The organism is Pantoea sp. App145 (genome assembly GCF_047947045.1).
GTDB lineage: Bacteria > Pseudomonadota > Gammaproteobacteria > Enterobacterales > Enterobacteriaceae > Pantoea.
Genome location: NZ_CP133290.1, coordinates 1,250,997 through 1,265,662 on the forward strand (window position 1 = coordinate 1,250,997; position 14,666 = coordinate 1,265,662).

Annotated in this window: 11 protein-coding genes; 4 read left to right on the forward strand and 7 right to left on the reverse strand. The window is 53.3% G+C overall.

Annotated features, from left to right (window positions below):
* Position 1: 1 nt before the first annotated feature.
* The 6 genes from RCF31_RS05680 to RCF31_RS05705 all read right to left on the reverse strand — a co-directional run bounded on the left by RCF31_RS05680 (position 2) and on the right by RCF31_RS05705 (position 3,272).
* Positions 2–253: an acyl carrier protein gene (locus tag RCF31_RS05680; RefSeq protein WP_299445880.1), complete on the reverse strand. Its 252-nt coding sequence runs from the start codon at positions 251–253 to the stop codon at positions 2–4.
* 11 nt (positions 254–264) lie between these two features.
* On the reverse strand, positions 265–522 hold the full coding sequence (locus RCF31_RS05685) for a phosphopantetheine-binding protein (protein ID WP_299445883.1): 258 nt from the start codon (positions 520–522) through the stop codon (positions 265–267).
* A 3-nt stretch (positions 523–525) separates the two neighbouring features.
* The gene (locus RCF31_RS05690; RefSeq protein ID WP_416412782.1) at positions 526–1,335 is read right to left on the reverse strand and encodes a lysophospholipid acyltransferase family protein; all 810 of its coding nucleotides are present in this window, start codon (positions 1,333–1,335) and stop codon (positions 526–528) included.
* Positions 1,304–2,032, reverse strand: coding sequence for a beta-ketoacyl synthase chain length factor (locus RCF31_RS05695; RefSeq protein WP_416412783.1), 729 nt, complete (start codon positions 2,030–2,032; stop codon positions 1,304–1,306). Before RCF31_RS05695 ends, RCF31_RS05690 begins: the two co-directional genes overlap by 32 nt.
* 164 nt (positions 2,033–2,196) lie before the next feature.
* Complete coding sequence (locus RCF31_RS05700; protein WP_416412784.1) at positions 2,197–2,589, reverse strand: hypothetical protein; 393 nt, start codon at positions 2,587–2,589, stop codon at positions 2,197–2,199.
* A 251-nt stretch (positions 2,590–2,840) separates the two neighbouring features.
* The gene (locus RCF31_RS05705; protein ID WP_084873829.1) at positions 2,841–3,272 is read right to left on the reverse strand and encodes a MarR family winged helix-turn-helix transcriptional regulator; all 432 of its coding nucleotides are present in this window, start codon (positions 3,270–3,272) and stop codon (positions 2,841–2,843) included.
* Positions 3,273–3,740: 468 nt separating this feature from the next.
* Here RCF31_RS05705 and RCF31_RS05710 point away from each other — a divergent pair, with 468 nt between their 5' ends.
* Complete coding sequence (locus RCF31_RS05710) at positions 3,741–4,001, forward strand: biofilm/acid-resistance regulator YmgB/AriR (protein WP_416412785.1); 261 nt, start codon at positions 3,741–3,743, stop codon at positions 3,999–4,001.
* Between the two features lie 156 nt (positions 4,002–4,157).
* Positions 4,158–5,636, forward strand: coding sequence for a SulP family inorganic anion transporter (locus RCF31_RS05715; protein WP_416412786.1), 1,479 nt, complete (start codon positions 4,158–4,160; stop codon positions 5,634–5,636).
* 70 nt (positions 5,637–5,706) lie between these two features.
* On the opposite strand, the gene RCF31_RS05720 is transcribed toward RCF31_RS05715, so the two are convergent.
* Positions 5,707–10,848 carry an Ig-like domain-containing protein gene (locus RCF31_RS05720; protein WP_416412787.1) on the reverse strand — a complete coding sequence of 1,714 codons (5,142 nt, stop codon included), beginning with the start codon at positions 10,846–10,848 and terminating at the stop codon, positions 5,707–5,709.
* Between the two features lie 417 nt (positions 10,849–11,265).
* Between RCF31_RS05720 and RCF31_RS05725 the strand changes: the two genes are divergently transcribed.
* Entirely contained in the window at positions 11,266–13,452 is a 2,187-nt protein-coding gene (locus RCF31_RS05725) for a type I secretion system permease/ATPase (protein WP_416412788.1), read from the forward strand.
* Positions 13,445–14,665 (forward strand): HlyD family efflux transporter periplasmic adaptor subunit, encoded by a 1,221-nt coding sequence (locus tag RCF31_RS05730; protein WP_416412789.1) that lies wholly within the window; start codon positions 13,445–13,447, stop codon positions 14,663–14,665. Before RCF31_RS05725 ends, RCF31_RS05730 begins: the two co-directional genes overlap by 8 nt.
* Position 14,666 lies beyond the last annotated feature (1 nt).

Here is a 14,666-nt window from a genome sequence, read left to right on the forward strand (position 1 = left end):
CTCAGTCTTCGCGTGTCAGTTGTGCCACCGCATCCACCACATCCTGCACGGTACGCACCGAGCGGAACATTTCCGGGCTGAATTTGTGGCCGCTGCGCTTTTGCAGATGCACCACCATATCGACGGCATCTATGCTGTCGAGCTCGAGATCTTCATACAGACGCGCATCCGGGCGGATGTCGTCAGGTTCAATTTCAAACAACGAGGTCAGCAGCGCTGCAACTTCCTGGTAAATCTCATCTTTATTCATCATGCTTACCGCTCTCAGGCTTGCTGTTGTTCAATAAACGCGGCCAGCGTGGCCACGGAAAAGAAATGCGCGCGCAGTCGTTCGCTTTCTGCGGATAACTGCACGCCAAAGCGATTTTTCACCGCCAGGCCGAGTTCCAGCGCGTCGATGGAGTCGAGTCCCAGACCCTCACCAAACAGCGGTGCATCGGTATCGATATCGTCCACACTGATATCTTCCAGATTCAGCGTGTCGATAATCATGTGTTTAATTTCGTTGATCGTGGCTTGCATAGCTTAGTTGGTCTCTTCAGGGGTCAGAGCCTGCTGCAGGTAACGCGTCAGGTGACGTGCAGCCAGTGGCTGCGCATCTTCATGCGCTTCGTAAAAACGCTGGCTGGCAATGCGTGATTGTACGCGCACAGTAAATCGCGGTTTAACCGGTGGAATCTGATACCAGCGGCTTTGCTTATCCAGCATACGTTGGGTACAGCTGATATGAACCACGCGCAAATCGCATCCCGCACGTACGGCGATATTGGCCGCGCCCCGTTGTAATTTTAGTGGCTCGCCATACCGGGTACGGGTGCCCTCGGGAAAAATCAGGATGGTATCGCCGCGCGCCAGACGCCGCTGGCTCTCAGGCAGCAGCGTGGCGGCCTCGCTGTTGATCAGATAATCCGCAGCGCGGATCACGCCACGTAAAAAGAAGTTGTGTTGCAACTCGGCTTTCACCAGGCAATCCATCTCTGGTAACACCGAGGCGATCATCACGTAATCAATTAATGAAGGATGGTTGGCGACAATCAGGCAACCCCGATCCTGTTGCAGCAGCTCAGCCCCTTCGATGTGATAGTCATAGACACCCACCCGGCGGCAAAAGCGCAAAAAACAACGGAAACTAAAGGCAATGCTGCGCCGGGCGATCTGACGGCGACGCACGCTATCACGCTGTACCAGCAGCAACAGATTGAACCCGATCAGCGACAACAACAGCCCGCCGACGCTGAACAAAGTAAAGCTGACGGCCGTCATCAGCAGCCGCCAGTAATAATTCCAGCCGCCGTCATTGCGCTCAATCATGCGCACGCTCCCACAGCCATTCATGCCGTTCTCCTGGCACACAAAAGGCGTGTTGCTTTCCGAGCAGACCGTGCAGAAACAGTAAACTTTGCGGCAATGATGCAGGATGGCTTGGGCGTTGTGGCCGTGCCTGACAACGCCAGCCGTCACCACGACGCAATAACAGCGCCACCGCATAAGGAGCATTGAACGGCATCTCTGCCAGCCAGGGGCGATAATATTCCGGTACGAGGCCGTCGAAATCCACCAGCATCACCTGCTGATAACCGGCCTGATGCAGTGCCGCCACTTCCAGCAACCCCTGCTGGAAACTATCCATCCCCGCCGCCAGCGAGGTGGATACCAGAGGCTCACGTGCTGCAATGGTCAGGCTACCGACGGCAGAATTATGGACGGACATGGCGAAATCGGTGGGGGATAGCGCCTGCTGCTGCGCCAGGGCATCCAGTATGCGCAGATTACGCTCCAGCTCACCGTGACGGCTGGTAAACACCACCGCATCCACCTGCTGACGCGCCAGCAATGCCAGGCCGCACTCCACCGCCGCGCGGCTGCCGCTGCTCAGACGGCGCGCCGTCATCATGGGTAAAAATTGGGGTTTGGCCATCGGTTGGCTGGCATCAATCAGCGGAGCATATTCTGCCCAATGCTGCCAGGCACTGAGGGTATCAAGGCCCGGTGCCTGAGCATGCCAGTCGATAAGTGTGTAAGCGAGTTTCATACCTGCATTCTTTTTATTAGCCAGAGGGAAGGTCAGATTTTGCTGGTGCGGCATCCCTTCCCTGCCTGATTCCGGTCATCCGCGGTGGCGGATGTCTGCCGATTAAAGAAGGCGGGCAACTGACTAATTCTATAACCTGGTGGCAGACCTGCACGCAGACGCCCTTATCGGGTCGCCAGTGCCGCAAGCCGCAGCTGGATGTCCTGATCGAGGTTATGTACCCAGCGATTGTAATTACGATGGATCTGACCCTTACTCGCTAACAGGTTCTGGCTGCCAACATATTGAATGCTGTAGGTTTGCGCGCTATAGGTCACCCGGATTTCCGCGGAATGGCCGCGTTGCGTCAGACGGCCATTGATCACCCCCGGCCCTGCCGGTGTCATCACCCACTGACGGCTGAGACCCGCTTCGATAATGGTATTTTTCATCTGGTTGTCGCTGTAGCGCTGGCTCAGCGTTTGATTGATCGCCACGATCGGCGCGGTACGAGAGACACAACCGGTTAACAACGTCGCCGTGACCACCAGCGCCACGCCCCATGTTTTTATCATCATTTCCCTTTTTTCCCCTGTTATGAGCAAATCTCTGCGCCTGTCTGTCTGGCGCGCTGAGAGTAATGCCGCATGGTGCAAAAACAAGAGAAAAAAGCATAAATCACTTTATTATCAGAATGTACTCACGGAATATCAGATAAGTCTGTGATTAAACCGGGATATCTACCATAAAATGACACAAAAGCATGATGATTGCCCTTTCCAGCCATCCTCCAATACGCGGTAAAGATCGATGATGCGCTTTGCCACGGTTATAACGTCCCCAGCCGCGTCAGTAATTGCTGCAACACTTGCTCGGTGACCGCCAGCGCCTGCGGGTCGATATCCGCCAGCAACTGGGCGCGTAGCGTATCGGCCTGAGTTTTGACTTCGGCAAAAGCAACGTTGCCCTGTTCCGTCAGCATCAGCAGGCGCTTGCGACGATCTTCCTGAGGCTGGACGCGCGCCAGTAGCTGCTGTTTCACCAGCCGATCCACCAGTGGCACCACACTGGCTTCTTCCAGACCCAGCAACTGCGCCAGCGCTTTTTGCGTCGGCGGTTCATTGGCCGTTGCCACCGTGGCGATGGCCATCCAGCTACTCATACTCAGCCCGCTTTCTTTCAGACGACGGTCAACCGCCAGCCGCCATGCATGCGCGGTGAGATGTAATAAACGGGAGAAAGGTTGTGGATAGTCAGTCAAAAGATAGTTACCTAATGGTTAGGTGCCTAACTAAAAAGTGGCGTTATTATACGCAGCCCCGGTTGCGATTGAAAAGTACCGACTTACACGCCAGAAACCCTCATCAATTCATGCCAACCATTGTAGTGCGAAATCTGACATACCCAGTGAAACTGTACAGCCTTGCTGTATAGGTTTTGCGAGATAACTATCTATTTATCTGGCGGCAAGTCAGAGGATAGCACAAAATGTTCATAATTACCTTGTACAGATTGATAGTCATTGTATAAGTTTATTCCCCAGGGACTGGTTAACAGTCCTGTAACGAATGATGCACGTTGTGCCGCCTCTGAAGGTGTTGTGGATTTCCACCTCCAGAGGTGTCTTTTTTTGAGTGAGATGACATTGGGTCTTTCACGCCTGTCCGCGTGAGAGTTTTATCATCGCCGGTCTGATACCCCTTATCAGACTGAATTCAGGACTTTACACATGCAAAACGCCGTAATAAGCCGCGATCAGGCCATCGAGCACTATTTCAATCTGGCGAGTGAAAGTGCAGATAAGCAAATGGCCGTGTTTGGTCAAATCGTTGCTGAAATCCTGCAAACCGGAATGCCGGTCACCAATAAGGCGATCATTTATGCCCTGATTGCCCGGCTTGAGCAGGAAAATGATGTGGCCCAACTGGATATTTATCGCCAGTTGCTGGAGATCGTCGTGCATAAAACACCGGATGATGTCTCGGTCTGAATTACGATTCCATGGATGGAATCCCCCGCCTGACGACAGATTTAGTCTGGCATCCTACTGCATTGAACGGTAACATCCCTTTCCCTGTCTGTTTCTCATCTGGTCACTGCCTTACCGTTCGGTAAGCGCAACATAATAAAAGAGCCTGCACAATTTATGAGCCATCTAACCGAAGATCTCACGGTAAGCCGCGTATTGCGCTCGCCTGCCCTTCTCACTCGCGAATGCCTGGCCGGGATCATTACGGCACTGGCCCTGATTCCTGAAGTCATCTCTTTTTCAGTGATTGCGGGTGTCGATCCTAAAGTCAGCCTCGTGGCGTCAGTGGTGCTGTGTCTGACATTATCCCTGCTGGGTGGCCGCCCGGCGATGGTCACCGCCGCCGCGGGATCGGTGGCGCTGGTGATAGGCCCAATGGTCCACGCGCACGGCGTGGAATATATCCTGCCAGCCGTGGTGATGGGTGGCGTGATTCAGATTCTGTTTGGCCTCGCGGGCATGGCGCGCATGATGCGCTATATCCCGCGATCGGTGATGATTGGCTTCGTCAACGCGCTCGGGATTCTGATTTTCTTTGCGCAGGTACCCCATGTCTGGGGCCAGTCCGGCCTGGTATGGGGGCTGTTTGCCGTTACGCTGGCGATTGTGTTGTTGCTGCCGAAAGTGCTGAAAAGCGTTCCCTCTCCGCTGGTGGCGATTGTGGTAGTGACCGCTGTTGCGCTGCTGCTGGGTTATCGCGTACCTGATGTGGGTGATGAAGGCCCGATGACGGCCGGATTACCGGGGTTCACCACGCTGCTGGTGCCGCTTAACCTGCAAACGTTGCAAATCATCTGGCCGACAGCGCTCAGCATTGCCTTTGTTGGTCTGATGGAATCACTGCTGACCGCGAAACTGGTGGATGATATTACCGATACCCCATCCAGCAAACGTCGCGAGTCCTGGGGGCTGGGTATCGCCAATATCCTGGCCGGTTTTTATGGTGGGATTGCCGGTTGTGCCATGATCGGCCAGACCATTGTGAACGTGGAGCTGGGTAAAGCCCGTACCCGCGTCTCCACCGTGGCCGCCGGTCTGGTTCTGCTGCTGCTGGTGACCGGCTTGAGTCGTATCATGGCGCAAATCCCGATGGTGGTGCTGGCGGGGATTATGATGGTGGTGGCGGTGAAAACCGTTAACTGGCATAGCCTGCAACCTGCGACACTCAAACGCATGCCATGGTCAGAAACGCTGGTCATGGTGCTGACCGTCGCCGTGACGGTATCGACCGGTAACCTGGCGCTGGGCGTGTTAGTTGGGGTGATCCTTGCCATGATGCTGTTCGCACGCCGCATTGCACATGTAATCCACGCCGAACGTCAGCTGAGCGAAGAAGGTGACCAGGTACATTACACCGTGCGTGGCCCGCTGTTTTTTGCCAGCAGCAACGACCTGTTCGAGCATTTTGACTACGCGCACGATCCAAAATCAGTGACGATTGATTTGACCCATGCGCAGGTGTGGGATGCTTCCAGCGTCGCAGCACTGGACGCCATTGAATATCGCTATCAGCGTCATGGTGCCACCGTGATCTTTGTCGGACTGGATAACCGTAGCAGTGATTTTCATCGTCGCCTGACGGGAACGCTGGGCTAAATTTTCTGCCCCATAAATAACCCGGGGCCAGACGCGTTACCACGCTGGCCCCGGGCGTTTTAGGCTGTGATTACAGGATGGTGACGTGGATCCTGTCTTCAATCAGCACTTCAGATTGACCGCTGCTGTGGTAATCATGATAAACCTTGCCATCAATGGTAACGGTGCCATTATCCTGCCAGTGATCCGCCCCACCGCTTAGCTCAACGTTGCCATTTTCGCCAGTGACGAACAGGGCATCATGGTTTTCGCCCTCCACTTTATCCAGCGTCTGGTTATCCACTTGCAATGTGTTATTGCCGTTGGACATATCAATGTGATGCATATCCTTCAGCGCATCCACCAGGTTTGCCAGATCGACGTTCTGATGGTCGCCATCCAGCAGCAACGCAATACCGCTGTCATCGTGATGAGAGGAATCGTCAACACTGAACGCGCGGGCAGCAGGCGTCGGATCGTCCGCCACCGGTGCATCATGGCTGTTATAAATCACATACACCTGACCATTGTACTGATCGTTGTGTACGTCCTGATTGTTATTGTTGATTGCCACACCCAATTGCGAGGGGGCCCCCACGATCAAATCCGGATGACCATCTTTGTTCATATCAACAACATCCACCGACCAGCCAAAGTACTGATTTTCAACACTGCCGTAATGCACTTCTCCCCAGCCTTTATCGAGTATGGTCTGAATATCGATCTGACCATGGTTGGCTTTCAGCGCCTCCTGATAGTCCGCCTCATGGCCGCCGTAGACGATATAAACCGCACCGACAACTTTGTTGCTATTTACTGCCAGCGGGTCGCTGATGATCAGATCATGGATGCCGTCACCATTGAAGTCATAGCCGCCAATCACATTGAGACCAAAACCCTGTTTACTACTGGGATGATTGGTACTGATGATGCCGTAGCCGTATTGGGTGTCGAAATCTGTAACCTTATCGTTGACACCGATATTGATGTCACCCTTGATCTTGTTGCTATGGAGAACCCATACCTTGCCATTGGTTTGACCGGTGTAATCGGTACAGGAACCGATCGCAATGTCCGTATCGGCGCCGTTGCTGAATCCGCCAAGATTGGCAATATTATGGTTATGCGGAATCTGTTCGGCTCCTCCACCATCGGCAATTGGGCGCGCATTGATTTCATTTAACGTACCCGCACCGATGTTATGGATGCGAATCAGTTGGCTGGGATCCGCTGTCGCTTCTGCAATGCTGAAACTATTGGGCAACCCACCCTCAGGAACCTGATATAAATACCAGGTTCCGCGCCCTGCTTCGCCCTTCACCGCTGATTCAGCATCCTGAATGGCAAGATACTGATGTTGATTACCGAAAATATCCCCCAGCATCTGCATATCCGAGCCGAAGTTATAGTTCTGAGTCGAACCGGTTGCATTGGTGTAATCTTCATAATCGATATTGCCCACCACCATGCCATCCGGTGTGGTAATCGGTACCCACGAGGCATGTGCGGTTGTATTTTTCGGGTCGGGTTGCAGCGTGATATTGCCCCATTTACTATGTTCAGGATCGAAGGTGACGGTGGTAATCACCCCCTGCTCGGTCCGCGGACCGGCGATATCACCGATCATAAACGTCAGCGTACCATTCGTGTTGGCGACGGATCCCACGTTGAAGCCAAAATATCTCCCCCAGTTATTATCGGTCATCATAAAACCATAAGCGCTATGACCACCTTCAGCACTTGCGATATCGTTGAGATCGAAATTATTCGGCAGCGGTTCTTTTACGAAGAACACTTTGTCATTCCAGTGGCCATAAATCGCCACCCAACCACCGTCCAGTGCCTTGATGCCATAGCCCATAAGGTCACCGGCATCTCCGCTGGGTGTATGAACGGCACTGTGGTTGGTAATAATGGTGCCTATTTCTGGATGTGCTTTGAACAGCGCTTCCATGCTGGTACTTTCGTTAATCATCCAGGCATTTTCTTTGGCGACAGCGTATATCAGTCCCTGATAATTTGCGCCTTTACTCGCATTCAGCCCGCCCCGGGGTGCGGTGATATAAATGAAGTCTTCGGTAGTGGTAATGGCATAACCAAAGTTGTCCCCGGTTCCCTCTCTCTCCTCAGTAAAAAGGACCACGGGTGCCGATGGCAGTACCGTCCAGCTGCCGTCTGCGCTGCCGTTCAGATAGCCCGGTTCCGATTCGTTAGTCGCCTGATCCACCACCACCGCGCTGATATGATGCGGCCCAGTATCGAGCGGATGATCCTTATCAGGTGTAAAGCTCCAGTTCCCGTCAGGATTGACTTTAACGTCACTGGCAATAATCCTGCCCTGATCATCCTTAATAGTGACCGTCACTGTATCGTACGTGTCATCATCCTTGAGGGTGACCTGCCCGCTGAACGTTGGCGTTGCATCGGTTTTCTCTGAATCAGTGACGATGGTGGTGCTGCTGTTGTTGATGGTGTCCACAACGAACACCGGGACAACTGTTTCGCTATGATTGCCTGCCGCATCCACCACCTGAACCTGCATGTGATCATAGTGGCCATCAGCCAGATCAGGCACCTCGGTGCGCCATGCACCCTGATCATCTGCTTTCACAGATATCAACACCTTGCCATCCTTATCGAGGATGTTTACCGTGCAATCGGCTTCCGCATTGCCGCTGAGCGTCGGTGATTTATCGTTGGTCATCCCATTGGCAAGAATGACCTCGTGAGTCTGGTCATTGGTAACCACGATATCGGTCGCTGGCGCTGGCGGAATGGTGTCCAGGGTGTAATTCACCGGGCCGGTAGTTGAGCCTAAGTTCCCCGCGGAGTCGGTGACAGTCACGGTGATATTGTGCTCCCCCTCATCCAGACCGTTCTCCGGGGTAAACTGCCAGTTACCTTCGGCATCAACGGCAACTTCAGCCAATTGTTCTTTACCGTCTTTAATGATGACCTTATCGCCCGGTTTCGCACCGGTTACACGGCCACTGAAATGTGGCGTGCTGTCGTTGGTGGGATGGTTGCGATCAATGAGATTCTCATGATCGTCGGTGATCTTCAGGGTGCTGGTACCCTCTTCCGGTTGCGTATTCTGGTCATACTCTACCGTGTAGGACGGCTTACCTTCATTACCCGCCTCATCGGCGACCGTTGCGGTAATTTTGTGCGGGCCATCGCCCAACTCCGGATCCGGGATAAAGGTCCAGTCACCGTTTTCGCCGATGGTCGCTTCGCCCAACACCTTACCGTCATCTTTGATGATGACCTTATCACCCGCCTGAGCGCCAGCGACATGGCCGCTAATGTGCGGCGTACTGTCATTGGTGGGATTGGTGTCGCTAATCACTCCGCCATCATCGTTAGTGATTTCGAGCGTACTGGTGGAGGTCGGTGCCAGGGTATCCTGGGTATAATCGATACTCGCGGACGGTGTCCCCTGGTTGCCTGCCGCATCGGTGACAGTGGCGGTGATTTTGTGGCCACCATCGCCCAACGCAGGCTGCGGGGTAAACTGCCAGTCGCCGTTTTCGTCGATTGCGGCTTCACCCAGGATCTTACCGTCGTCCCGGATGATCACTTTATCTCCCGCCTGCGCACCGTCTACGTGGCCACTGATGTGCGGAGTGCTGTCGTTGGTCGGCTTTGAGCCATCAATCGTCTCGTTGGCATCATTGGTGATGCGGATGGTGCTGACGCTGTCCGGGGGCGTGGTATCGACAGTGATGATCAGATCGGATTCCGTGCTGTTACCGGCAGGATCTGTCACATTCACCACCAATTCATTGCCGCCTTCGCCCAGCGGCGCATCCGGGGTGATCTGCCAGTCGCCGTTGCCATCCACTACCGCAGAACCCATTACCGTATCGCCATCTTTAATGGTGACGGTGCTGCCGGGTTCAGCCTGGCCGTGAATCACTGGGGTGCTGTCGTTGGTATCCGTGCCGCTGTTGGCGTTACCGTCCCTGTCGTCCACGGTGATGTTGTGCGCCGCGTCTGGAGAAGTCGTATCGACGTGCAGATCGACCTGTTGTGATGCACCACTGTTACCCGCTGCATCCTGCAATTCAGCGGTAAGCTGATGCTGGCCCTCAGCCAGGTTATGATCTGGCGTATAGCTCCAGTGACCATTGGCATCAATGTCCACATAGCCCAGCACCGTACCATTATCCTTAATGACCACACGATCACCCGCCTCTGCACCGTCGACAGTACCGGTAATCGTCGGCGTGGCGTCGTTAGTGATGCCATGGGTAATCACCGATGGATTGCCCGGATCATTGTCGTTAATCAACTGAAGATCAGACAGTGCGCCTGGGGGTGGCGTGGTATCAACGTTGACCGCCATATCGGATGAAGTGTTGCCGCCTCCGGGATTGGTGACATCCACCTGCAAATTGCTGCCGCCTTCCGCCAGCGGGACATCCGGGGTGATCTGCCAGTCACCATTATCATCAACCACGGCAGAACCAATAACATTGTCGCCATCTTTAATGGTGACGGTCATGCCGGGTTCCGCTTTACCCTGAATAGTCGGGGTCGCGATGTTGGTGGTATTGCCAGTAATGCGATTTCCATCCTTATCGCTGATCGCAATGTCATAGGCGGGATTGGGCTGGCGCTCGCTGCTGTCGTTGCCTGAAGGTTTGTCCGATCCGCTACCATGATGTGACGCTGCCATCACCCCGCCAGCAATGGCTGCGGTGGCGAGACCTGCTGCCGCTGCCGCCCAGCCACCGGACATGCCGAATAGACCCGCCGCGCCTTTATCGTCGTTATCATCCTGCTGCTCGGGTGCTTTGACATCTGCCGCCTGAGCAGAGAAACTGCTGTCGCCTTCCTGAGCGGGCATCGCTTGCCGGCTACTGCTTTCACCCTCTGTCAGCGCGCTGACCAGCGAAGCATCCCCGGCTGATGACCAGCTATAGCGATGCCCCTGATCGTCTATGCCATAGATTTCCGGCGGCGTCTCCTGCGCATAGTAACCTTCAATCAACACCACGGGATGCTCACCGTGATCGGTAAAAATTTCCAGATCATTACCATGACGAATAAACTTCAGGCTTTTGATAGAAGCGATGTCTGCGCCTGCTTTTATCCCAATCTGGCCATGCGGTGGCGACTGGATAGTTAATTGCGTTAACGGCTCAACTTTGATGATAATGTTATTTTCGCTGGCGTTAATATTCGCTGCACGATTCAGTAAGTCGTCCGTTGACGATGAATATGTCATATTAATTTCCCGGTGTTGTATTTCAGCATAATTTCTGTGCTAAAGCACAGGATTAAGTTCTGTCTGAGATGTCGCTTTATTAAAGGCAGGCAACTCAGAGGATGATAGATGTTGAATTAACACAAATATATATATCGGGGCAGCTATATACGTGAAAGAGTCCTGATAAAATCCTCGCCATCAACTTAAAAAACAACTACAAAAAACATTAACAAACTGAAAAGTAAAGATATAACCCACAAAATCAGGATCACATCCAGATCTCATAAATTAATCACAGGAATAAAGTCAAACTCCCTATTATTATCCCCCGCCACTCTTTTGTCCCATGCCAGCACAACTTAAAAAATAAAAACATAAAAAAAGAAAAATAAAGGCAGATGACATTACCATTATCCAGGATCAGAAAAGTTCATTATGAAAGAAAATAAGAACCCGTCATCTTCTGCACTTCAGGAGAAAGATACCTTACTCTGCGCTATAACCTGGCTTGTCAGACACCATGGAAAATCAGCCAGCGAGGATGTGCTCTATGCGGGTCTTCCGCGCGGGGAACACCTGGTTCCCGATATTGCCATGCTGATGCTGGAACAGGCTGGGATTCAGGCGGGATGGGTGGAGAGAGATATTCTGACCGTGTCTGAATCGCTCTACCCGGTCATCCTCGCCATGGCCAGCGGCGAATATGTCATCCTGCTGGAAAAGCATCAGGGACGATACAGCCTGCTGACGCCCACCGATGGGACCCTGCGCCATGTTTCACCAGAGACATTGGCTAATGAGGCTACAGGTTTTGCCTTGCTGACAAAGTTAAAGGTTCAACCTGCGCCCCGTGGCGACCAGGAAATTTTGCCTGATAGCGATCGGTCAGGACATTGGCTATTTTCCAACCTCTGGCGCTTTCGCCAGTATTTCTACAGTGCCGCATTGGCTGCGCTACTCGCCAATGTGCTGACGTTATCGACCACATTTTTCACCATGAACGTCTATGACCGGGTGGTGCCAACCGGGGCTTATGCCACGCTCTGGTCACTGGCGATCGGGGTGTTGATCGCCATTACCTTCGAATTCATCGCGAAACAGATAAGAACCTGGCTGGTCGATTCCGCCGGAAAAAAAGCCGACCTGTTGGTGGGGTCGCTGCTGTTTCGCAAAACGCTGGCGATACGCATGGAGTGCAAGCCCCGCTCCGCTGGCTCGTTTGCTAACCAGCTACGGGAATTTGAATCGGTCAGAGATTTTCTCTCTTCGGCCACACTGGCGACGCTTTCCGATCTCCCCTTTTGTCTGCTGTTCCTCAGCATCATGTTCGCCATCGGAGGGCCGCTGGCAATGATTCCGTTGCTGGCAATACCGGTGATTATCATTGCCGGCGTCGCGATCCAGTGGCCGCTGTCACGATATATGCAAGAGAACATCAGTGAGATTTCGCAGAAACAGGGATTGGTCATCGAAACCATCGTCGGGCTGGAAACCCTTAAAGCGGCGAAGGGTGAAGGGGTGATGCAAAAACGCTGGAATGATTTCAGCGCGCTGGCGGCGGCATCGTCCATGAAAACCCGCTATCTGTCTAATCTGACCAGTAATTTTGTCAGCTACGTGCAGCAGGTCTGTACCATTCTGATCGTGCTGTGGGGCGTGTATCTGATTCATGCCGGGGAAATGACCATGGGTGCACTGGTCGGGATGGTGATCCTCTCAGGGCGTTCGTTATCACCGTTGGCTGCCGTGGTTGGCCTGGCCATTCGCTTCCAGCAGGCAAAAACAGCCTTACATTCCCTGAATCGACTGATGGCGATGCCGACAGAGCGCGATAAACAGGCGCACTTTTTACCGTCACCGCCGCTCAAAGGGGAAATAGCACTACGCCACGTCGGTTTTCATTATCCCAAAACTGGTCTGCATGATCCTCAACCCATTCTGCATCCGTTAAATATCAACATTCGACCGGGTGAACGTGTCGCCATTTTAGGCAGTATCGGGAGTGGCAAATCGACGCTGTTGAAAATTCTCGCCCGCCTCTATTTGCCCACCCAGGGGCAAATGACGATGGATGCGCTCGACGTCAATCAAATCGATCCCGCCGACTGGCGTTCCGCCTGTGGCTATGTTTGCCAGGACAATCGCCTGTTTCAGGGAACGTTACGGCAAAACATCATTATGGGAAATCCTGCCGTCAGCACTGAACACTTTTTGCAGGTGGCGACATTAACGGGCATTGATGCTATCGCCCGCCGTCACCCTTCCGGGTACGACATGCCGGTTGGTGAAATGGGGCAAGGATTGTCAGGCGGGCAAAAGCAGCTGGTTTCTCTCGCCCGCTGTTTACTGCTTAACCCCACGATTTTACTGATGGATGAACCCACCAGCTCAATGGATAGCACATCGGAAGCGCAGTTTATTGCGCAATTGAAACAGGTAATCCAGCAGAAAACCCTGGTGATTGTGACCCACCGCGCGGCGGTGCTAAGTCTGGTTGAACGCATCATTGTGCTGGAAGATGGAAAGGTTCTGGCTGACGGCCCCAAGGCCCCCATTCTGGCCAGACTTTCTCAATCGTCACTACCGGCCAAAGCCGGGCGCAAGGAGGCGACCCATGCGTAACAAAACGCCTCTTCAACCGGCTGATATGCCGTTTCTGGACGATTTGCAAAGCGCCATTATTCTGCAGAAAACGCCCAAAAGCATGCTGGTTTTATGGCTGCTGTTATTCGTGGTCGTCACAGGGCTGGTCTGGGCGCATTTCGCCGTGGTTGAAGAAGTGACCAAAGGTGAAGCCAAAGTGATCCCCGCCAGCCATGAACAGATCATTGAAAGTTTTGAGGATGGCACGCTGGAAGCGCTGTTTGTGAAAGAAGGCGACCTGGTGGAAAAAGGTCAGCCTCTGCTCAAGCTGGATTCGACACGCTCAGAGGCCAATTATCAGGAAGAGTTGTCCAAATCCCACAGCCTGAAAGCAGCAATCGCCCGCGCCCGGGCGGAAGCCTATGATTTACCGTTAACTTTTCCCGAGGGAATAAATGAATTTCACACCCTGATTCAGGATGAAACTCAGGCTTATCAGACCCGCCGCAAATTGCTGGAGGAGAGCATCAGCTCCCTTTCACACAACCTGAAGCTGGCGGAAGAAGAGGTAAATTTATCAGAACCGCTGGCGAAACGCGGATTGATATCAGATATGGAGATCCTCCGCCTGCGGCGACAGGCAAACGATCTCCGGCTACAAATAGCCGACCGCACCAATAAGTACCATTCCGACGCCAACAGCGAGTTGACCCGGCTGGAGTCCGATCTGGCCCAGGTCGAGGCGCGGCTGATTGGACGCAAGGATGTAATTAAGCATGCTCTGATTACCGCCCCGGTCAGAGGGACGATCAACAGTATCAAAGCCACGACCATTGATGGCGTTATCTCGCGCGGCGAACAGATTATGTCTCTTATCCCGTCAGAAGATAATTTGCTACTGGAGACCCGCATCAAACCCACCGAAGTCGCCTTCTTGCGCCCTGACCTGCCCGCTACGGTAAAAATCTCCGCCTATGACTTCGCCATTTATGGCGGACTTGACGGCGTCATCGAGAGCATCAGCCCCGATACCATTATTGATGAAACCAAAGCGCGTTCCGGGCGTGAGGATGCAACCTATTACCGTGTCTATATCCGCACCCACGGCACGAATTTACACGTCAAAGATAAAAATTTCCCCATTATTCCGGGGATGACCGCCAGCGTTGAGATCAAAACAGGTGAAAAAACCATCCTGTCTTATCTGCTTAAACCGGTTTTGAAAGCGCGCGAAGCGTTCAGGGAGAGATAAA

What these genes read in the sequence shown, in the direction of transcription:
- RCF31_RS05715 (WP_416412786.1), top strand. Translation starts at nt 4,158, where the DNA reads ATGAGCCATCTAACCGAAGATCTCACGGTAAGCCGCGTATTGCGCTCG.
- RCF31_RS05710 (WP_416412785.1), top strand. Translation starts at nt 3,741, where the DNA reads ATGCAAAACGCCGTAATAAGCCGCGATCAGGCCATCGAGCACTATTTC.
- RCF31_RS05680 (WP_299445880.1), bottom strand. Translation starts at nt 253, where the DNA reads ATGATGAATAAAGATGAGATTTACCAGGAAGTTGCAGCGCTGCTGACC.
- RCF31_RS05700 (WP_416412784.1), bottom strand. Translation starts at nt 2,589, where the DNA reads ATGATGATAAAAACATGGGGCGTGGCGCTGGTGGTCACGGCGACGTTG.
- RCF31_RS05730 (WP_416412789.1), top strand. Translation starts at nt 13,445, where the DNA reads ATGCGTAACAAAACGCCTCTTCAACCGGCTGATATGCCGTTTCTGGAC.
- RCF31_RS05720 (WP_416412787.1), bottom strand. Translation starts at nt 10,848, where the DNA reads ATGACATATTCATCGTCAACGGACGACTTACTGAATCGTGCAGCGAAT.
- RCF31_RS05725 (WP_416412788.1), top strand. Translation starts at nt 11,266, where the DNA reads ATGAAAGAAAATAAGAACCCGTCATCTTCTGCACTTCAGGAGAAAGAT.
- RCF31_RS05685 (WP_299445883.1), bottom strand. Translation starts at nt 522, where the DNA reads ATGCAAGCCACGATCAACGAAATTAAACACATGATTATCGACACGCTG.
- RCF31_RS05690 (WP_416412782.1), bottom strand. Translation starts at nt 1,335, where the DNA reads ATGAATGGCTGTGGGAGCGTGCGCATGATTGAGCGCAATGACGGCGGC.
- RCF31_RS05695 (WP_416412783.1), bottom strand. Translation starts at nt 2,032, where the DNA reads ATGAAACTCGCTTACACACTTATCGACTGGCATGCTCAGGCACCGGGC.